This window comes from Pseudomonas sp. MWU16-30317, from assembly GCF_020515695.1.
In the GTDB taxonomy this organism is placed as follows: domain Bacteria; phylum Pseudomonadota; class Gammaproteobacteria; order Pseudomonadales; family Pseudomonadaceae; genus Aquipseudomonas.
Genome location: NZ_JAIWJA010000004.1, coordinates 391,240 through 410,686 on the forward strand (window position 1 = coordinate 391,240; position 19,447 = coordinate 410,686).

The following is a 19,447-nucleotide window of genomic DNA, read 5'->3' on the forward strand; positions in this document are numbered from 1 at the left end:
TCTCCTAGAGGCGGGCACAAAAAAGGGTCAGGTCATCGCGGCGCACCTGTTCGCCCTGCCACTGCCGCAGGGCAGCTTGCAAGGCCTCGCCCATGGCGTTGGCGGGCGCATGGCGGTGCGGCAACAGTGTCTCCATGGCGCGGCGCCGGCCGAAGGCGATGCGCCGTGGGCCGCCGATCTGATCGGTGAGGCCATCGGTGCAGATGAACATCAGGCTGTCGGCCGGCATGGGCACGCAGATATCGGTCCATTGCTGGTCGATATCGCTGTCGACATAACCCACACCCATGCGCTGACCCGGGATGGACTCGAAGGCCTCGGCATCAGGGCGCAATACGTGCAGCGCGATGCGTGCGCCGGCGAACGTCAGGGTCTGGTCGACGTTATCGAACCAGAACAACGCTGCATCCAGGCCGTCGTCGGACTCCGGCACCTGCGCGGTGCCCTGCTCCTGGCCCAGCAGGCTCTTGACGCTGCGGTTCACTGCAGCCAGCAAGGCGCTCGGCTGGCGAGGACCGAGCTGCGCCAGTGCCTGGGTCAAGGACGACGACGCGATCAGGGTCATGAACGCCCCTGGCACCCCGTGCCCGGTACAGTCGGCGATCGCGCCGAACCAGCCATCGTCATAGCTGGCAAAGTGATAGAAGTCGCCACCCACCACATCCCGCGGCGCCCACAGCAAGGCGGCGTCTGCCAGGGTGGCGGCCAGCGTATCGCGCGAGGCCCGCAACATGGCGCGCTGAATGACGCTGGCGTACTCGATGCTCTGCATCATCTGACGGTTCTTTTCCGCCTGCATCTCGGCCACCACGGCCATCAACTGCAAGCCGTTGCCAAGGCCGGCGAATTGGCCGTCACGGGTGATGATAAAGCCGTCGGCCAAGGCCTTTTCGCCCGACTCGACTGTCTTGAACGTCAGCGCTTCGATGCTCATCTGCGCGTCGACGATCAGCGGCTGCTTGTCCATGAAGGCAATGCAGCTTTTACGATCGTAGAGCTCGCGGTGAAAGGGCCGGCTCATCTGCGACATGAAAATAGTGCGATTGATCAGGCCGATCGGCCGACCGTGCTCGAGCACGGCCAGGGACACCAGCTCGCGGTGCGTTGAAAACAGGTCCATGACCACGATATTGAGCGCATCGGCATCGACGGTCGGCGCCGCTTGGCACAGGTCGAAGGCGCAACGACGATTCCACGATCCGTCAGTGGCCGGCAGGGAGGGTAGCTTGGCGTTCATGCGACATACTTCACGCAGGTTTGAACGGGCGAGCTTAGGCCAGTGATATTAAAGTGATGTTACAGCGAAAAAAAGCGGCGGCCGCAGCCAAGACTGCGACCGCCGTGGGGGCAGTGTTACTTGAGATCGAACCGGTCCAGATCCATCACCTTCGTCCATACGGCCACGAAGTCACGCACGAAGCGTGCCTGGGCGTCACTGCTGGCGTACACCTCGGCGATCGCCCGCAGTTGCGCATGGGAGCCGAACACCAGGTCGACCCGGGTGGCCGTCCACTTCGGCGCGCCGGTGGTGCGATCGACACCGTTGAAATAGGTGGTACCGCCGGCCACCGGCTTCCACTCCGTGCCCATATCCAGCAGGTTGACGAAGAAGTCGTTGGTCAGGGCTTGCGGACGTTGAGTGAACACGCCATGGGCTGCACCGTCGACATTGATGTTCAACACCCGCAGGCCGCCAAGCAGCACGGTCAGCTGTGGCGCCGTGAGGGTCAGCAGTTGTGCCTTGTCGACCAGCAGCGCCTCGGCCGAAACCTTGTACTCACCTTTGAGGTAATTGCGGAAACCGTCGGCGATGGGCTCGAGAAATCCGAACGACTCGACATCGGTCTGCGCCTGTGAAGCATCGGTACGCCCTGGGGTGAACGGCACGATGATCTGCGTGTGCCCGGCGTTCTTGGCCGCTTGTTCGACCCCGGCGGCGCCGGCCAGCACGATAAGGTCGGCCAGGGAAATTTTCTTGCCCCCGGCCTGCCCCGCGTTGAACTCGGACTGGATGCTTTCCAGGGTCTTGAGCACGCTGGCCAGTTGCGCGGGCTGATTGACGGCCCAGTCTTTCTGCGGCGCCAGACGCAAACGACCACCATTGGCGCCACCGCGCTTGTCAGAGCCACGAAAGGTCGACGCGGCCGCCCAGGCGGTAGACACCAGCTGCGAGACCGACAGACCCGAGTCGAGCACCTTGGCCTTGAGCGCGGTGACGTCGTCGGCATCCACCAGTGGGTGATCCACGGCCGGAATCGGGTCTTGCCAGAGCAGTTCTTCGCTGGGCACTTCCGGGCCCAGGTAGCGCGCCAGCGGGCCCATGTCGCGATGGGTGAGCTTGTACCAGGCGCGGGCGAAGGCATCGGCCAGCTGCTCGGGGTTGTCCTTGAAGCGTCGGGCGATCTTTTCGTATTCCGGGTCGAAGCGCAGGGCCAGGTCCGAGGTGAGCATGGTCGGCGCGTGACGCTTGGCCGGATCATGGGCATCGGGAACGGTGCCGGCACCGCCGCCATTGACCGGCCGCCACTGGTGGGCACCGGCCGGGCTCTTGGTCAGTTCCCAGTCGAAGTTGAACATGTTCTCCAGGTACTGGTTGCTCCAGCGGGTCGGCGTCGAGGTCCAGGTGACTTCCAGGCCGCTGGTAATGGCGTGAGCGCCCTTGCCAGTGCCGAAGCTGTTGCGCCAGCCCAGGCCTTGTTCTTCAAGGCCAGCGGCTTCGGGCTCGGGGCCGACGTTTTCAGCGGGCCCGGCGCCGTGGGTCTTGCCGAAGGCGTGGCCTCCGGCGATCAGCGCGACCGTCTCTTCGTCGTTCATGGCCATGCGCCCGAAGGTCTCGCGGATGTCCTTGGCCGAAGCGACCGGATCGGGATGGCCTTCCGGGCCTTCAGGGTTGACGTAGATCAAGCCCATCTGCACTGCGGCCAGGGGGTTTTCCAGGTTGCGACCGGCGCCGTCGGTGCGGCCGTGCTCAGTGCCATGCAGGTCGGGCTCGGCCACCAGGGTGCCCTCGCCAGCGGCGGCTTTGCCGTAGCGTGAGTCGCCACCCAGCCAGGTGGTCTCGGTGCCCCAGTAGACGTCCTCGTCCGGCTCCCACACGTCAGCACGACCGCCGGCATAGCCGAAGGTCTTGAAGCCCATGGACTCGAGCGCGACATTGCCGGTGAGGATGATCAGGTCGGCCCAGGAGATATTGCGGCCGTATTTTTGCTTGACCGGCCAGATCAGCCGACGGGCCTTGTCGAGGCTGACGTTGTCGGGCCAGCTGTTGAGCGGGGCGAAGCGCTGCTGGCCGGCGCCGGCACCGCCACGACCATCGCCGGTGCGATAGGTGCCGGCGCTGTGCCAGGCCATGCGGATGAACAGCGGGCCGTAATGGCCGAAATCCGCTGGCCACCAGTCCTTGGAGTCGGTCATCACCGCCAGCAGGTCGGCCTTGACCGCCGCCAGATCGAGGCTGTTGAAGGCGGCGGCGTAGTCGAAATCGCCGCCCATGGGGTCGGACAGTGAGGAATGCTGGTGGAGAATCTTCAAGTTCAACTGCTTGGGCCACCAGTCATGATTGGTGGTACCACCGCCAGCGGCGTGATTGAACGGGCACTTCGATTCTGTAGCCATGGTTGCTGTTCCTTTGGTCTTGATCACCCGCTGCTGCCCTGGGGGCGGCGATGTCCGGATGTGGTCGATGGCATGGTCAGGAGCATATTGGCCTGTACCGATTGCGCATTCAGTTGTGATCATCAGGCTCTGACGAATCGGCATGGGCCGATGCAGCTTCAAGATTAGACGCCGAAGGGAAAGAGTGCCACACCCACCTGGCGGTCGTGGTGAAACTGCTGTTTTTGGCCAGTCAATGCAGATGCCAAAGATCTCTCAGGGCAGATACAACCGGAACAATCCGCCGCCCAGCGCGCCGCCGTTGGCCAGTTCGATCCGGCCATGCACGCCATTGCGCTGATGCCGCTCGGCGATGCGAGCAGAGAAGTACAGGCCCAGCCCGGTGCTGCCGCTCACCGGATTGATGCCCTGCACGAAATCGGATTGGCGCTCGATCATCTCGGCGGGATAACCCGGGCCGTCGTCATTGATGCTCAGCACCAGTTGCCCTTGCGCTTCGCTGACCGAGACCTGAATGGCCTGGCGCGCGTAGCGAATGGCGTTGATGAGCACATTGCCGACCACCGAGCCGATCAGTTCGCGGTCGAAGAAACCCAACGGGCAGAATGCATCGACCTCGCAGGTGGCGGTGATGCCGCGGCTGTCGAGCACCTCCTGATGCCCGGCCAGTTGCGCGCCGATGAAGTCATCCAGCTCGTGGTAGTCGGGCCGCAGCGGCAGTTGATTGACCCCCAGCTTATAGAGCCCCAGCAACTGCACCATCATGCCGTTGAGGTGGGCGAACTCGTAGTCGATCACCGCGCGTTCGGGGCCATGGCGTTGCGCCTCGGGCAAACGCCCGAGCCATTCACCGTGGGCGCGCATGACCGCGGTCAAGGCGTTTTTCATGTCGTGCACGGTCGAGGCGATGACCATGGAAAAATCCAGACCCGCTTGCGATTCACTCATGCGCCGAACGCCCTGATCTGCAGTTTCTGGAAGCGCTCGAAGCGCGGATCGGTGGACGGCATCTTGCCGACCATGCGCAGGCAGTTCTGGCACTCCTTGAGCTGGGTCAAGTCCTGCTCCTCGCCTTTGCCCGGCAGCAACGCCTGCGCCAGGTTGAGGGCGATACTGATGTTTTTCGGCTGCAGCCCGAGGCCCTTGCGAAACATCTCTCGGGCCTGATCCATGTCGCCCGCCTTGTATGCGCGCACGCCCTGCAGGTTGAAGTCGATGGCCGCCTTGTTGGCACCCAGAATCGCCGGATCGTCGGTCTTGGCGGCGATGCGCAGCATGACCTGCGGGTCGTCACCGTAGATTTCCGCACAGCTTTTCAAGACCCCGGCAGCGGCCCCGGCCTGACCGAGGTTCTGCAGTTGGGTCGCCACTGTCAGCGCGGCGCCGGAGGTCATGAACTCGTCCATGCGTTGAAGACGTTCCATGGCTTCCTGGGTCAGCTTGGCGGCGGTCTCCGGATCGGATTTCTGCAGGCTGGTGGCGGTCATCAAGCGGGTACGGATCTGCAGGCCTTCGTCGCTGCCGTGCTCCTTGGTGACTTCACCCAGGGTGTTGTTGAGTTCGATACGGCTGCGGGCATCGAGGCCCTGGTCACCGTTCTTGTTGAGCAGCGCATTGGCGAAGCCGAGATTGGTTTCCGGATTCTTGAACCGCGAGTGCTGCCCTTGCGAGACCGCGCTGCGATAGGCGCGGGTCGAACTTTCGAAGTCTTCGTTCTCGAACGCCAGGCGGCCCAACAGGCTTTGCCGGCGCACCGCCAGCGGCGACAGCTTGACCGCATCTTCGAGCACGCGTTGGGCGCGGCGCACTTCGCCGGCGGACACCAGCACGTCAGCAAGGCCGTCGTAGAGCGCCGGGAACATCGGGAAAGCTTCCAGCGCGTGCTCGTAGACGCCCTGCGCCTCGGCGATCTTGTTGCGCTTGAACAGCAGCGTGCCAAGCATCCGATACGCCCAGGGCGTGGGCCGATCGGCAATGATGCTCTTGAGCAGTTTTTCCAGCGCGTCGTGCTGATTGAGGTCACGCAGGGCGTCGGCCTGATAGCGCAGGCACAGCGGCGCGTAGCGTTGATCCTGCTGGGTCAGCTGCGCACAGGCGGCCAGCACCTCGTTCGGCTTACTGCGGTCCAGCGCCTGCAGGATCGGCTTGAGCAGGGTCTTGCGCTGGACCAGTTTATCCAGCCGCTGGGCCAGGCCGGCGCGGTTGAACGGCTTGGTCAGATAGGCGTCCGGCTCCCATTCCAGGGCGCTCATGACCATCGCCTGAGTGTTCTCGGCGGTGACCATGATGAACACGCATTCGCGGCTCAGCAGCTTGTCGACCATCAGGTCCTCTAGCACGTGCTGGCCGTTCTTGCGGCCGTCGCCGAGGTTGAAGTCGTGCAGGATGAAGTCGTAGCGCTTGGCCGCGCACATCTTCAAAGCCTGCTCGCCAGTGTCCGCCGTATCCACGTCCTTGACCCCGAGATCGCGCAGCATCGAACGCACGGAGCTACGGAAATCGGAGAAGTCATCGACGATCAGAAACTTTTTTTGGGTGTACGCCAAGATCAGCATCCTGTCAGAAAGGCCACAAGGTACCGGCCGGGGCTTTGCAATAGAGACACTATCGGCATGGCGCGGCACTTCTTGAGGTTAGCTCACTGCACTGCCGCCCTCGCCCGCAAATTGGCCAGCACCACCTGTAACGGATGCTGCAAGCTGCGGCCATCCTGACGCTTGACCTGACTGCGGCACGAATAGCCATCCGCCAACAGCCTGCCCTGCTGCCCATGTCGGGCCACCAGTGGCTGCCAGGATTGCCCGTAGATCACCTGCGAGGTCTGCAGGTTGCGGGCTTCGTGGCCATAGGTGCCGGACATCCCACAGCAGCCGCTGGGCAGCACCTCCAGGCGCGCGCCGAACTTTTCGAACACCTGGCGCCACGCCTCTATGCTGTTCGGGGCGTTGGTTTTCTCGGTGCAGTGTGGCAGGAACTGCCAGGTTTCGCCGGTCGCGTCCGCGTCGGCCTTGGGCAGCACGCCAGCCAGCCACTCCTGGGGCAAAGCGACGTTGGGGGCGTTGTCGCCGCCGAGGGTTTTCGCATATTCCTGGCGATAGACCAGGGTCATGGCCGGATCCAGCCCTACCAACGGCACGCCGCACGCCTGCAACTGCAGCAGGCTCTGGGCATTGCGCCGCGCCGCCTTGGCGAAGGCGCCGAGGAAGCCTTGCACCTGCAACGGCTTGCCGTTGGCCATGAACGGCGCCAGCCAGACCTGATAGCCCAGGCGCGACAAGGTCTCCAGCCATTCGGCCAGCAGCGGCGTCTCGAAGTAGCGGGTAAAGGCATCCTGGACCAGCACCACACTGCGCTGGCGTTCGGTATCCGACAACGCAGCCAACGCGCGAGGCGTGGCCAGCTTGACCTGCCAGCGGTTGCACGCCGCCTGGAAGTCGACTGCGCTGAGCAGCGGGCTGTCGACCATCCCTGCGCCATGCTCCAGCAGCCAGCGCACCGGAGCAGCGCCCATCACCGCGTTGTACGCGCGGGGAAAATGGGCTAGATGCGGAATGCTGAACTCCAGCGAGCCGATCAGGTAATCCTTGAGCGGGCGCAGATAGCGGCTGTGGTACAACTCGAGAAAGCGCGCTCGGAAATCCGGCACGTTGACCTTGACCGGGCACTGCCCCGCGCAGGATTTGCAGGCCAGGCAGCCGGCCATGGCGTCATAGACCTCGTGGGAAAAATCCCCACGCCCACGCAGGGTGTTCCATAGCCGCGCCACCAGTGGCCGCACCTTGGCGGCGCCGTCCAGCACATTGACGCCCTGCTCGCCTTGGCGTCGCAGCCACTCGCGAATCAGCGAGGCGCGGCCCTTGGGCGAATGAATGCGGTTGCGCGTGGCCTTCCAGGACGGGCACATGGCGTCATTGGGGTCGAAGTTGTAGCAGGCGCCGTTGCCGTTGCAGTGCACGGCGGACTCGTAGTGCTGCCACACGCGCTCATCGATGGTGCGATCCAGTTCACCGCGCAGGGTCACCTCATCCACCGCCGTCAGCCGTGCATCGGGCAGGCTGCTGGGGGTGGCGATCTTGCCGGGATTCAGCTGATTGCCGGGGTCGAAAGCCGCCTTCAGCGCTTGCAACGCCGGGTACAGCTCGCCGAAGTACTCGGGCACGTACTGCGAGCGCAGGCCTTTGCCATGCTCGCCCCACAGCAGGCCGCCATGCTTTTGCGCCAGCGCCGCGACGGCGTTCGACAATGGCCGAATCAATGCTGCCTGGGCCGGATCTTTCATGTCGAGGATCGGCCGCACGTGCAACACGCCGGCGTCGACGTGGCCGAACATGCCGTATTGCAGGCCGTGGCTGTCGAGCAGTGCGCGGAACTCGGCAATGTACTCGGCCAGATGCTGCGGCGGCACGGCGGTGTCTTCCACGAACGGCTGCGGCCGCGCTTCACCTTCGACATTGCCCAGCAGGCCTACCGCGCGTTTGCGCATGCCATACACGCGACCCACCGCCTGCGCGCCGATCGCCAGGGTGTGCCCCAGGCGCACCACCGAGGTGTCGGTTTCCAGGTGCTGGATAAAGTCGTGCACGCGCTGTTCGAGCTCGGCCTGATCGTCACCGCTGAACTCGATGAGGTTGATGCCTAGGGTGGGGGCCTGTTCATCCGCCGGGAAATACTCGGCCACGCCATGCCAGACGATGTCCTGCATAGCCAGCAGCAGTACCTTGGAGTCGACGGTCTCGATGGACAGCGGCTTGTGCGCCATCAGCGCGTTGGCATCGCGCAGCGCATCCATGAAGCCGGCGTAGCGCACGTTGACCAGAATCGAATGACGCGGGATCGGCAAGACGTTCAGCCGCGCTTCGACGATAAAGCCCAGCGAGCCTTCGGAGCCGCACAGCACGCTGTTGAGGTTGAACTGGCCCTGCCCGTCGCGCAGGTGCGCCAGGTCGTAGCCTGTCAGGCAGCGGTTGAGTTTGGGAAAGATCGCCTGGATGCGCTCGGCTTCGTGTTCGGCGATCTGCGCGGCGCAGCGATAGATTGCGCCAATGCGATCGTTGCGTGCGCTTGCTGTTTGCAGCGCGGCGGCATCGATCGCGCCGCTGTCCAGCGGTGTGCCGTCGAGCAGGATGGTGCGCAGATCGAGCACGTGGTCGCGGGTCTTGCCGTAGGTGCAACTGCCCTGACCGCTGGCGTCGGTGCTGATCATGCCGCCGATGGTGGCGCGGTTGGACGTCGACAGTTCGGGGGCGAAGAACAGCCCGTGGGGCTTGAGCGCGGCGTTGAGCTGGTCCTTGACCACGCCACTTTGCACCCGCACCCAGCGCTGCTCGACGTTGATTTCGAGAATATTGTTCAAATGCCGTGACAGGTCGACGACGATGCCGTCCGTCAGCGACTGGCCGTTGGTACCGGTGCCGCCGCCACGGGGCGTGAGCACCACGGTGCTGTATTCGGGCCGGGCGGCGAGGCGCGCCAGGCACTGCACATCGGCCTCGTCGCGGGGGAACACTGCCGCCTGGGGCAGGCGCTGATAGATCGAGTTATCGGTGGCCAACACGGTGCGCAAGCCGAGATCGTCAGCGATCTCGCCCTTGAAGCCCGCCTGGGCCAGCTGGCGCAGAAATTCCTGATAACGCTGCGGCAAGGTCGATTGAAGCGGGAGATAGGCAATCATGGTCGGCGGTCTCGGCAGGCAAATGCATTCCATGCACGGGTACGGCGGGCAGGCTGGCCCGTGCTTTATAGGATGATCGCTTGATTTTCCGGGGTTTGGCGGGGTAAAACAAACGTAATTCCTGTCCGTTTTGCATGAGTTTCATGAATGAACCCCAAGCGTCTCACGCCGTCGATGTCCTTGCTGCTGGCCTTCGAGGCAGCAGCCCGGCATTGCAGCTTCACCAAGGCGGCCGATGAACTGGCGCTGACCCAGAGCGCCGTCAGCCGTCAGGTGCAGGCGCTGGAAGCTTCGCTGGAGGTGGCGCTGTTCAAGCGCGAGGGGCGGCATATCGAGCTGACCGCCGCCGGCGCCCTGTATCAACAGGAGCTGGCCGGTGCCCTGGCCCGCATCCGCAGCGCCACCTTGCAGACCATCGCGCGCAAGGCCGAGGGTGACGTGCTGCACCTCGGGGTGTTGCCGACCTTCGCGTCGAAGTGGCTTATGCCGCGCATGCCGGAGTTCTACGCCGGCCACCCGGACAATCTGGTGCACATCCATTCACGGATATTCCCCGCCGACCTGTCCCGCGATGCCAGCGACATGACGGCGCTGATCTGCGCCGGCTCGGGCGATTGGCCGGGTTTCGTCGCGCATCGGTTGCTGGCCGAAAAGATGGTCGTGGTCGCCAGCCCGGCGGCCTTGCCCGAGCAGGCCGGGGTGGCGTTGCAGAGCCTGACTCAGCAGGTGCTGCTCAACGTCGTGTCGCGCCCGCATGCCTGGGGCGAGTATTTCGAGAGCATCGGCATGACGCCCGCCGCCACCCTGCGCAACGGGCCGAGCTTCGAGCTGACCGCGCACCTGATTCAGGCCGTGGTGGCAGGCATCGGTATCGGCCTGGTGCCCAGCATTCTGGTCCAGGACGAACTGGACAGCGGCGCGCTGGTTGCCCTGCACGCGCCCACCGACAGCGGCCGCAGCTACTATCTGGCGTATCCGGCGCCGTATCAGCAGTTGCCTGCACTCAAGGCTTTCAGGGAGTGGCTGCTGGATCACTCATTTACTGAAGGCTGACGCGCCAAGAAGCGAGTGGCGCCCCACGCGGGGATGACACTGGTCGGCCCGTATCGCTATTGACGGAGCAATGATGGCACAATGACGCCTTACTCAGACTGCACATTCATCAGTCCAGGCTGTTCATAGCGCCCGCCCCTTCTCGTCGCGGCCCTCGTCATTAGGTGATTCGCGATGACCACTCGTCCACGCAAAGGTCTTTCATTCGTCAAGCGCATGTACATGCCACGGGTCGTAGGGACCGGACTGGGCTTCTTTTGCGTGGCGATCGGCATCTGGCCCCTCGATCCGCCGTGGTGGACCTGGGCGCTGATGTTCCTCCATGCCTTCGCCTGGCCGCATTTGGCATTCCTGATCGGCCGTCGCGCCCGCAAGCCTTTTCGCACCGAGCGCCGCAGTTTGCTGTTCGATGCGTTTGCCGGGGGGGTGTGGGTGGGCGCCATAGGCCTCAATCCGCTGCCGAGCGTGATCATTCTATCGATGATCGCCATGGACAAAGTGGCCGCGGGCGGCTGGAACATGCTGTTTCGCACTTTGCTGATGCAAGCGCTGGGTATCGCCGCGGGGCTATGGTTGTTCGCTCCACCGTTGTTCCCGACCACCAGCCAGCTACAGATGCTCGCCTGCCTGCCGGTGCTCGTGGCGTACCCGATGGCCATCGGCATGATGTACAACCGCGTCACCCGGCAACTGGCTCAGCACAAGCGCATCCTGGCGCGCTTGAGCCAGACCGACAGCCTGACCGGCCTGATCAACCACGGTGCCTGGAAGAACCTGCTGCTGCGCGAGTTTACCCGCGCCCAGGGCGGTGCCCGGCACCACAGCATGGCGTTGATCGATATCGATCATTTCAAGCAGATCAACGATGCCTATGGCCATCTGGTCGGGGACGCGGTCTTGCGGACGGTGAGCAAGACCTTGTCCAGCCATCTGCGCAAGACCGACCTGGTGGGCCGCTATGGCGGCGACGAGTTCTGCGTGATTCTGCCGGATACCACCGCGCCGCAGGCCAGGGACATCCTCGAGCGCTTGCGCCGCGTGGTCAATGAATTCGAATACCCTGGCCTGCCGCAACTGTCCTTGAGCCTGAGCATCGGTATTGCCTCGTATGGCCCGCACCTGGCGGCGCCGGACATGTGGCTGCACGAAGCGGACATGGCCCTCTATGACGCCAAAAGTGCCGGACGCAATACCGTCACCGTGGCCAACGCCGCGTTAGGGCGTGGCACCGCGTCAACGGGGTGAATCCGAGCGGCGCGAGTTGACTGCGAGGGCCTCTTCGCCAACAAGCTCTGCTCCCACTGTGCCGCATCTGAGCCGTACACCCGTGGGAGCAAAGCTTGCTCGCGAAGGGGCCGGTCCAGCTTGCCCAGCACCCTGTAATCTCCCGTAGGCGCAGGGCTCAGGAGCGGTGATCACCGTGGGAACAGCTGAGTCGTACTCCTGTGGGAGCAGGCGGCGACGCGGCCGGTCGCCGCACCTACTCTGTTCAGGCCGACAGATGCTCGTACAGAATGGTCGCGCCCACCAGCATCAGCACCACACCCCCGATGATCTCGGCGCGCTTGCCAACCACGTTACCTAGCACACGGCCCAGCATTACGCCGATGGTCACCATGGTCATGGTCGCCAGGCCGATCGCTGCGGCTGCCACGAAGATATTGACGTCGACGAAGGCCAGACCCACGCCCACTGCCAGTGCATCGATACTGGTGGCGAAGGCGGTCACGGCAAGAATCCAGAACGAATGCTGGTCGGGTTTTTGCTCTTCTTCTTCGTCGTCGTGCTTCACGCCGTTATAGATCATGTGCAGACCGAGAATCACCAGCAGGGTAAAGGCGATCCAATGATCCCATTGCTGCACCCAGCGGGTCGCCGCCTGGCCGACGGCCCAGCCAATCATGGGCGTAATGCCTTCGATCACACCGAATATCAGGCCGGTGCGCAGCGCTTCTGAAAGACGAGGTTTGTGCAGGCTGGAGCCCTTGCCGATGGCCGCCGCAAATGCGTCGGTAGACATGGCCAGTGCCAGCAGAATGAGGGAAATGGGATTCACGGGTTACGTCCAGTCGGGCTATGAGTCAACGACACCTCCACACGCCCGACTTTAGGCATGAAAGTGTCGCTGGTCTCACCAACCGGAACGGTGTTCGCACCACGGCATGCTGCCGAGAATGTTGATACGAACGCTTGCACGTTGCTGTGCAAGCAGGCTACTCCCCAACGAAGGCCGCGATAATAACAGCCTGAAATGAAAAATCCAGCCAAATTTTTTTGGCTGGATCGGGGGCGGCTCGCTAATTGTAACAGTTAGTTACTTGCCACCCGGGCACCGTCGCCGGCACCGACCAGCGCCTGCAAAGAGCCGTCGAACTGCTGCAGGGCATTGACCTGCAACTGGCGCTGCTGGTCGATCTGCGCGGCAATCTGCTCGGCGCTCTTGTCGTGCACCCACACGGCAGACATCTGTTTCATTCCGGCGCCTTGGGCCTTGCCGATGTACTGCAGGTTGGCGTCGTAAAAGGTCGCCACGTAGCGCGCTTCAACCTGGCTGTTGCGCTGAGTCACCAGCTGGCTGTAGGCGTCGAGCATCACCGTAACGTCAGGATGAGCCTGCATCAGCGCATCGAGGTTGTCGTACACGGTGACTTTGGCGAAAGTCTTTTGCAGCGACCCCTGCAGCCAATCGATGGCCAGGCGCGGGTCGGAACTGTTGATGAACGCGTTGCGAATCCGCGTATCGAGCGTGCTGCCGGGCGCGCCCTGCTGGGCCATGGCGTGGTAGCGGGTGAGGTAATCGAGGGTACCGACGGTATTTTCGCTGTAGAGCACGCCCACGGTCTGCGACGACTTGAGGGTCACAGGGCTGTTGGCCACAGGCTGCAGGTGGCAGTTGTCACGACCGGTAGCCCCGGCAGTGGCGACGAATGCTCCAGTCAGTACGGCAACCAGCGTCAACAGCGTAGAAATCCTCATGGCAAGTGTCCTTCACAAGCAGGGTGGTGATGTGGCTATCCTCCTCCTTTTGCGCAAAAACAGTACTTGCAAAAATTGATGGTCACTATCGATTGCATGAATGGTGCGAATGGTTATTAGGTGGGCCAGATTGCAGTGACAGCTGAAACCTTTCACCCGATAAGGTCGTCCATAGCCTTATCCATTCCAGGAGAAACGATCATGTCCGACTTCCATGCCGATGCACTTACCTGGGGCCATGGCCCGCGCGTTTTTGAGGTGTTTCTCGAGCCCACCTGCCCCTTCTCTGTGCGTGCTTTCAACAAACTCGATGCACTGCTGGCGCTGGCCGGTGAAGCGCGCGTGACCGTCAAGATCCGCCTGCAATCGCAGCCATGGCATCTGTATTCCGGGGTTGTCACCCGCGCCGTGCTGGCAGCCTCCACAATGGAAGGTGGCAAACAATCGGCCAAAGCGGTGCTGGCAGCGGTAGCCGCCCATCGCGAGGAGTTCGAGTTCGAGAAACATGCCTTTGGCCCGAACATGGACGCCACGCCCAACGACATCATCGCCCGCCTCGAAGCCTACAGCGGTATCAAACTGGCCGAAGCCTTTGCCCGGCCGGAGCTGGAACAGACGATCAAATGGCAGTGCAAATATGCGCGCCAAAACGGCATCCATGTATCACCGACGTTCATGGTCGACGGGTTGGTACAACCGAATATCGGCAGCGGTGATTCGGTGGAGGACTGGGTCAAGCAGATGCAGCTGCAAGACTGACAACAAGGGCGCCGTCGTGCTGCCTTGCGGCGCCCATTCCTGGAGGGAATACGCGCATGAAAATCCTGCATTGTATTTCCTCTGCGTGATCTCGTAGCGTGTCCTCTCCCCCACAGGAGTGACCGCCATGAAGCCGCTGCAGCTCTATACCGACAACCTGTTTCTCAGTCCCTATGCCATGTCGGTGTTCGTCGCTTTGCATGAAAAAGGCCTCGACTTCGATCTGCTCGAGCTCGACCTCGAAGCCGGTGAACAGCACCGCGCAGGGTTCGCCGAGTTGTCGCGGACCCAACGCGTGCCGACGTTGGTGCACGGCGATTTCGTCCTGGCCGAGTCCTCGGCGATTACCGAATACCTGGAAGAGGCGTTCGCCCAAGTGCCGCTCTACCCTCGCGAGCTCCAGGCACGGGCCACCGCGCGGCAGATCCAGGCGTGGCTACGCAGCGATTTGCTGGTAATCGGCCAGGAGCGATCCACCTTGGTGGTCTTTTGCGGGCAACATTACGGGCCGCTGTCGGCGCGGGCGCAGGTCGCCGTCAGCAAGTTGCTCGAGGCGGCGCAGGCATGGCTGGCTGATGGCCGCGAGTACCTGTTCGGCGAGTGGTCGATCGTCGATGTCGACCTGGCGCTGATGCTCAACCGCCTGATCCTCAATGGCGACACGGTACCCGCTGCATTGCAGGCCTATGCGCAACGGCAATGGCAGCGCCCCAGTGTGGTGAAGTGGCTCGAGTTGCCACGGGCTGCGCTGTAATCAGGTATGGGCCTGCACCACCCATTTCACCCTGGCCAGCGCCTCGCGTAGCGTCTGCAGACTCACCGAGCCCAGCGCCAGGCGCAGCGCATGGGGCACCGGCGCACCGATTGCGAAGGGCTCGGCAGTCGACACAGAAATCTGCTCGCGCATCAGCGCCATGGCGATCTGATCGGCGCGGGCATCTTCGGCCAAGGGCAACCACAAGAAGTACGACGCGCGATGACTGTGCCACGACAACCCGGCCAGCGCCTGCGCAGCGACGGTCTGCCGAGCGCGGGCGTCAGCACGTTTTTGCACCTCCAGGGCGGCGACGGTACCGTCTTCGAGCCACCCTGTGGCAATGGCGGTCAACACACCTGCGGTGTTCCAGGCCGTCGCGCGGATACTGCGCTCGAGTGCCGGAACCAACGCAGCCGGTGCAGCGATGAAACCGACGCGCAAACCGGTCGCGACACTTTTCGACAAGCCCGAGACATACACCGTGCGCTCGGGCGCCAGGGCCGCCAAGGGCGCTGGCGGGTTGTCCGCCAAAAACGCATAGGCCGCGTCCTCGACGATCTGCACGCCATACAGACGCGCGATGGCCACCAACCGCACACGTTGCTCGGCAGGCATCACCCAGCCCAATGGATTGTGCAGGGTCGGCATGCTGTACACCGCACGCACCGGTCGACGCCGGCAAAGCGCCTCGAAGGCGTCGAGGTCCGGCCCTGTGGCAGTGACGGGGATCGCCACCAGTTCCAGGCGCAGGGCTTCGGCCAGCACCTTGAACCCCGGATAACTCAACGCATCCGCCGCAACCACGTCACCGGGCTGCAACAGCGCCATCAGCGCTACCGCCAGGCCATGCTGCGCACCATTGACGATCAACACCTGCTCGGCGGGCACTTGCACGCCGCGCTCGATCAAGTGCCGCGCCACCGCTGCGCGCTCGTGCAGGCGACCGCCGTGGGGGTGGTAGCGTAACAGCGATTCAAGGTCCCCGGACAACGCCAACTGCCGCAATGCCGCGCGCAACATCTCGGCCTGTCCTGGCAGCGACGGGTAGTTGAAATTCAGGTCGATCATGCCAGCGGCCACGTCCTGTTGATCGATCCCCAACCCGCGCGGCAACGCGATCTCCCGGACGAACATCCCTCGCCCCGCCTCACCACTGACCAGGCCCATGGCTTCGAGCTCGGCATACACGCGGCTGGCGGTGACCAACGCCATCCCTTCGCGAGCCGCCAGGTCCCTGTGGGTGGGCAGGCGCGTACCCGGCGGCAGAGCGCCGTTACGAATGTCGACGGCCAAGCTATCGACAAGAGTCTTGTAACGCGGGGGTGGCATCGGTAACTGTATCCATGACAATTTTTTGATTGTCCTGATACTCGCTCCTAGGATGGGCGCCTGACAACCCCTGCGACCGAAGTGAGCGCCATGGAAAAGACCTCTCGACTGCACGAACCGGCCTTGAGCCACAGTACCCGCGGATGGATCAACGGCTTGATCGGCGTGGTGATCTTCAGCGGCTCGCTGCCCGCAACGCGGCTGGCGGTCACCGCGTTCGATCCCTTGTTTCTGACTGCGGCGCGGGCGACCCTCGCGGCTTTGTTGGCCGTGATCCTGCTGTGGCTGTTCAAACCTCAGCGTCCGGCACTCGCGCAATTGGCCGCATTGATCGTGGTGGCGGCAGGCGTGGTACTGGGGTTTCCGCTGCTGACGGCGCTGGCCTTGCAGCACGTGACCGCAGCCCATTCGATCGTGTTCCTGGGGCTGCTGCCATTGGCGACCGCCATTTTTGCGGTGTTGCGCGGCGGCGAACGGCCACGGCGAGCGTTCTGGATTTTTTCATTGTTCGGCAGTGCGCTAGTGGTCGGTTTTGCGTTGAGCCAAGGCCTGACGGCAGCACCCAAAGGTGATCTGCTGATGCTGCTGGCCATCGTCGTCTGCGGCCTGGGTTACGCCGAAGGTGCGAAGCTGTCGAGAACCCTGGGCGGTTGGCAGGTGATTTGCTGGGCACTGGTGCTGGCACTGCCGGTGATGGCGACTTTGACGGCCGTGCTGATGCCCGCTTCTTTTGTGGCGATCAGCCCCAGTGCCTGGTGGTGCCTGGCCTATGTGTCGCTGTTCAGCATGCTGATCGGCTTCGTGTTCTGGTACCGGGGGCTGGCCCAGGGCGGTATCGCCGCGGTGGGGCAATTACAGCTGTTGCAACCGTTTTTCGGCCTGGCGCTGGCGGCGGGATTGCTGCATGAACAGGTGAGCGCCGGGATGGTCGGGGTGACAGTGGCGGTGATCGTCTGTGTGGCCGGGGCCAGACGGTTTTCGCGCTAGCGAGTGAGTAAACAGTTGGCCCTTGGCGGGCAAGCCTTGCTCCCACGGCGCCAACTACAGCTGCCTCTCGATCGCCGCCTTGTCGACGATCGACCACACCTGCCAGATCTTCCCTTCGCGATACTCGTAAAAAACGTTCTCCGTGAAATACAACCGCTTGCCGTTCACCGCCAAGCCGAGAAACTCGCCCTTGGGTGAGCAATCAAACTCCAGCCGGGCGGCGATGTGGGGTGGATCGCACATCAGCAGGCCGATGTTGAACTGCAGGTCCGGGATGTCGGAAAAGTCCTTTTCGAGCATCTGCCGGTAGCCAGCCACGCCCAGCGGCCGGCCGTTGTGATGTACGTCCGGGTCGACGAATTCGCCAAGATGGCCCCAGTCCTGCTGGTTCAGGCAGGCGATGTAACCGTGATAGTGATCGACTAGAACGTGCTTGAGCATTTGGGGATTCCGTCTGCAGAGGTGTGGCAGGCTTTGGCGCTATCGCAACAACGGTAGGTGCGCAAAAGGGCCCGGCGCGGGTGCCCGTCGCGGGTGTGATCGTTGGACGCTGGATGATGGCTAACCGTTCACCAGCAGATGCAGCCCGAGCGCGCCCATCCCGACAAAAAATATCCTCCGAAACCACAACCCATTGATGCGGCCGCGCAGCCATTGCCCCGCCAGCATGCCCAGCAGTGCTGGCGCCACCGCCAGTACCGACGCCCCCAACTCGGCGGTGCCCAACTGCCGATGCCACAACAGGCCACCCGCCAGCGCCAGGGTCGATACGGTAAACGATAGACCTAGCGCTTGCACCAACTCGTCACGACTCAACCCCAATGCACCGAGGTACGGCACGGCAGGAATCACGAACACACCAGTCCCTGCCGATATCGCCCCGGTCAGCAACCCACATAACGGCCCCACCCCTACCTCCCAGCGCCGAGCGATGCGCAGGGCCGGCGCCGCGAGTCCTGCCAGTGCGTAAATCAGCAACGCTGCGCCAAGGGCTCGCGCCATCCCCGTACCGCTGCCGAGCCCGAACCACAGCGTGCCAAGTACCGTACCCAGTACAATCCCCAATTGCATGGGCCACAGGCGCAACCCTACGCTGCGAAAATGCCCGCCGAAGGCCACCTGCCAGATATTGGTCAATGTCGCCGGCACGATCAACAAGGCGGCAGCCTGCACCGGAGCCATAGCCAAACCCAGCAGCCCCATGGAGACGGTAGGCAAGCCCAGGCCAATTACTCCTTTCACCGTGCCTGCGGCGAAGAACGTCGCCAATACCATCAAGGTGAGGGCCAGCCCGAGCTGTTGATAGAACGCGAGGATGTCTGTCATGGCGCTATCCTGCCCGTTCCCGGCACGGCTGAACATCTGCCATATACTGAGTCAGCCTCTTGTCTGGACAGAGCCATGCACTTCGACCTGATTGACCTGCGCTTGTTCATCAACACGCTGGAAGCCGCCAATATCACCGCCGGTGCTGAACGAAGCCACTTGTCCCTGGCAGCGGCCAGCGCGCGGATTCGAGCCATGGAAGCTTCGCTGGGTACGCCGTTGCTCAACCGCACTCGGCGCGGCGTCAACCCGACCCCGGCGGGTTTGGCGCTGGGCCAGCACGCACGGCACGTACTGCAACAGGTCGACCATCTACAGTTCGACCTCGCCCAATTCGCCCAAGGCAGCCAAGGCCAGGTTCGCCTGTTGTGCAACACCGCCGCGCTGACCGAGTACTTGCCGGAACTGCTGGCGGGATTTCTTCAACGCTTCAGCGGCGTCGACCTTGATGTTCAGGAGCGCCCGAGCCTGCAAAGCGTGCAGGATCTGCGCGATGGCAGGGCCGACCTGGCGATTCTTTCCGACGCGGTCGATACCAGCGGACTACAGACGCTGGCGTTTCGCGACGACCCGCTGGTGCTGATCATGCCCCGTCACCATCCTTTGACCCAGACGCCAAGTCCTGACTTCATTGCCAGCCTCGACCATCGCCACGTCTGCCTCGGCGCCCAAAGCGCCCTGGCGCTGCATCTGGACGAGCAAGCCCGACGCAGCGCTCGACGTTTGGCCGTACGGGTGCGAGCCGAGGGTTTCGACGGTTTGATTCGCATGGTCGCCCATGGCGCAGGGGTCGGCGTAGTGCCCCGCGCGGCGGCCGAGCGCTGCCACGGGCATCTGGATTTCATCATCGAGCCGCTGAGCGAACCGTGGGCCGCGCGCAAGCTTGTGCTTTGCGCTACAGACTTCGCCAGCTTGCCGGGGTATGCCAGGGGGCTCGTTGAATTGCTGCAACAATAGTGAAACGTGGGTGATCT

General features: G+C 63.3%; 16 protein-coding genes. 6 read left to right on the forward strand and 10 right to left on the reverse strand.

The window, feature by feature from the left end:
* Positions 1–4: 4 nt before the first annotated feature.
* The 5 genes from LIX93_RS14635 to LIX93_RS14655 all read right to left on the reverse strand — a co-directional run bounded on the left by LIX93_RS14635 (position 5) and on the right by LIX93_RS14655 (position 9,286).
* Positions 5–1,237 (reverse strand): SpoIIE family protein phosphatase, encoded by a 1,233-nt coding sequence (locus LIX93_RS14635; protein ID WP_226504772.1) that lies wholly within the window; start codon positions 1,235–1,237, stop codon positions 5–7.
* Between the two features lie 116 nt (positions 1,238–1,353).
* A complete protein-coding gene (katG, locus tag LIX93_RS14640) occupies positions 1,354–3,615 on the reverse strand; it encodes a catalase/peroxidase HPI (RefSeq protein WP_226504773.1) in 2,262 nt (753 codons plus the stop codon).
* 255 nt (positions 3,616–3,870) lie between these two features.
* Positions 3,871–4,563 carry a HAMP domain-containing sensor histidine kinase gene (locus LIX93_RS14645; RefSeq protein WP_226504774.1) on the reverse strand — a complete coding sequence of 231 codons (693 nt, stop codon included), beginning with the start codon at positions 4,561–4,563 and terminating at the stop codon, positions 3,871–3,873.
* A complete protein-coding gene (locus LIX93_RS14650) occupies positions 4,560–6,164 on the reverse strand; it encodes a tetratricopeptide repeat-containing response regulator (protein ID WP_226504906.1) in 1,605 nt (534 codons plus the stop codon). Before LIX93_RS14650 ends, LIX93_RS14645 begins: the two co-directional genes overlap by 4 nt.
* Before the next feature lie 89 nt (positions 6,165–6,253).
* Complete coding sequence (locus LIX93_RS14655; protein WP_226504775.1) at positions 6,254–9,286, reverse strand: FAD-binding and (Fe-S)-binding domain-containing protein; 3,033 nt, start codon at positions 9,284–9,286, stop codon at positions 6,254–6,256.
* A 147-nt stretch (positions 9,287–9,433) separates the two neighbouring features.
* Between LIX93_RS14655 and LIX93_RS14660 the strand changes: the two genes are divergently transcribed.
* Both LIX93_RS14660 and LIX93_RS14665 read left to right on the forward strand, forming a co-directional pair.
* Complete coding sequence (locus tag LIX93_RS14660; protein WP_226504776.1) at positions 9,434–10,339, forward strand: LysR substrate-binding domain-containing protein; 906 nt, start codon at positions 9,434–9,436, stop codon at positions 10,337–10,339.
* Between the two features lie 174 nt (positions 10,340–10,513).
* Entirely contained in the window at positions 10,514–11,584 is a 1,071-nt protein-coding gene (locus LIX93_RS14665) for a diguanylate cyclase (RefSeq protein ID WP_226504777.1), read from the forward strand.
* A gap of 244 nt (positions 11,585–11,828) precedes the next feature.
* Here LIX93_RS14665 and mntP read toward each other — a convergent pair whose 3' ends face one another.
* On the reverse strand, positions 11,829–12,395 hold the full coding sequence (gene mntP / locus LIX93_RS14670) for a manganese efflux pump MntP (protein ID WP_226504778.1): 567 nt from the start codon (positions 12,393–12,395) through the stop codon (positions 11,829–11,831).
* A 254-nt stretch (positions 12,396–12,649) separates the two neighbouring features.
* Positions 12,650–13,315, reverse strand: coding sequence for an ATPase (locus tag LIX93_RS14675; RefSeq protein WP_226504779.1), 666 nt, complete (start codon positions 13,313–13,315; stop codon positions 12,650–12,652).
* 201 nt (positions 13,316–13,516) lie between these two features.
* On the opposite strand from LIX93_RS14675, the gene LIX93_RS14680 reads away from it, so the two are divergent.
* Both LIX93_RS14680 and yfcF read left to right on the forward strand, forming a co-directional pair.
* Entirely contained in the window at positions 13,517–14,074 is a 558-nt protein-coding gene (locus tag LIX93_RS14680; RefSeq protein ID WP_226504780.1) for a thioredoxin domain-containing protein, read from the forward strand.
* Between the two features lie 127 nt (positions 14,075–14,201).
* On the forward strand, positions 14,202–14,828 hold the full coding sequence (gene yfcF, locus LIX93_RS14685) for a glutathione transferase (protein WP_226504781.1): 627 nt from the start codon (positions 14,202–14,204) through the stop codon (positions 14,826–14,828).
* Here yfcF and LIX93_RS14690 read toward each other — a convergent pair whose 3' ends face one another.
* Positions 14,829–16,160, reverse strand: a complete 1,332-nt coding sequence (locus LIX93_RS14690) for a PLP-dependent aminotransferase family protein (protein ID WP_226504782.1) — start codon at positions 16,158–16,160, stop codon at positions 14,829–14,831. It abuts the gene before it with no gap.
* 90 nt (positions 16,161–16,250) lie between these two features.
* Here LIX93_RS14690 and LIX93_RS14695 point away from each other — a divergent pair, with 90 nt between their 5' ends.
* On the forward strand, positions 16,251–17,147 hold the full coding sequence (locus LIX93_RS14695) for a DMT family transporter (RefSeq protein WP_226504783.1): 897 nt from the start codon (positions 16,251–16,253) through the stop codon (positions 17,145–17,147).
* Positions 17,148–17,201: 54 nt separating this feature from the next.
* Here the strand turns inward: LIX93_RS14695 and LIX93_RS14700 are convergent, their stop codons facing one another.
* Positions 17,202–17,588 carry an ester cyclase gene (locus LIX93_RS14700; RefSeq protein WP_226504784.1) on the reverse strand — a complete coding sequence of 129 codons (387 nt, stop codon included), beginning with the start codon at positions 17,586–17,588 and terminating at the stop codon, positions 17,202–17,204.
* A gap of 120 nt (positions 17,589–17,708) precedes the next feature.
* A complete protein-coding gene (locus tag LIX93_RS14705) occupies positions 17,709–18,473 on the reverse strand; it encodes a sulfite exporter TauE/SafE family protein (protein ID WP_226504785.1) in 765 nt (254 codons plus the stop codon).
* Positions 18,474–18,548: 75 nt separating this feature from the next.
* Here LIX93_RS14705 and LIX93_RS14710 point away from each other — a divergent pair, with 75 nt between their 5' ends.
* Positions 18,549–19,430, forward strand: coding sequence for a LysR substrate-binding domain-containing protein (locus tag LIX93_RS14710; RefSeq protein WP_226504786.1), 882 nt, complete (start codon positions 18,549–18,551; stop codon positions 19,428–19,430).
* The last annotated feature ends 17 nt before the right edge of the window (positions 19,431–19,447 follow it).

Bases quoted from the DNA above. Each gene is read 5' to 3' on its own strand.
- LIX93_RS14635 (WP_226504772.1), bottom strand. From the start codon at position 1,237: ATGAACGCCAAGCTACCCTCCCTGCCGGCCACTGACGGATCGTGGAAT.
- katG (WP_226504773.1), bottom strand. From the start codon at position 3,615: ATGGCTACAGAATCGAAGTGCCCGTTCAATCACGCCGCTGGCGGTGGT.
- LIX93_RS14645 (WP_226504774.1), bottom strand. From the start codon at position 4,563: ATGAGTGAATCGCAAGCGGGTCTGGATTTTTCCATGGTCATCGCCTCG.
- LIX93_RS14655 (WP_226504775.1), bottom strand. From the start codon at position 9,286: ATGATTGCCTATCTCCCGCTTCAATCGACCTTGCCGCAGCGTTATCAG.
- LIX93_RS14660 (WP_226504776.1), top strand. From the start codon at position 9,434: ATGAACCCCAAGCGTCTCACGCCGTCGATGTCCTTGCTGCTGGCCTTC.
- LIX93_RS14665 (WP_226504777.1), top strand. From the start codon at position 10,514: ATGACCACTCGTCCACGCAAAGGTCTTTCATTCGTCAAGCGCATGTAC.
- LIX93_RS14675 (WP_226504779.1), bottom strand. From the start codon at position 13,315: ATGAGGATTTCTACGCTGTTGACGCTGGTTGCCGTACTGACTGGAGCA.
- LIX93_RS14680 (WP_226504780.1), top strand. From the start codon at position 13,517: ATGTCCGACTTCCATGCCGATGCACTTACCTGGGGCCATGGCCCGCGC.
- yfcF (WP_226504781.1), top strand. From the start codon at position 14,202: ATGAAGCCGCTGCAGCTCTATACCGACAACCTGTTTCTCAGTCCCTAT.
- LIX93_RS14690 (WP_226504782.1), bottom strand. From the start codon at position 16,160: ATGCCACCCCCGCGTTACAAGACTCTTGTCGATAGCTTGGCCGTCGAC.
- LIX93_RS14695 (WP_226504783.1), top strand. From the start codon at position 16,251: ATGGAAAAGACCTCTCGACTGCACGAACCGGCCTTGAGCCACAGTACC.
- LIX93_RS14700 (WP_226504784.1), bottom strand. From the start codon at position 17,588: ATGCTCAAGCACGTTCTAGTCGATCACTATCACGGTTACATCGCCTGC.
- LIX93_RS14705 (WP_226504785.1), bottom strand. From the start codon at position 18,473: ATGACAGACATCCTCGCGTTCTATCAACAGCTCGGGCTGGCCCTCACC.
- LIX93_RS14710 (WP_226504786.1), top strand. From the start codon at position 18,549: ATGCACTTCGACCTGATTGACCTGCGCTTGTTCATCAACACGCTGGAA.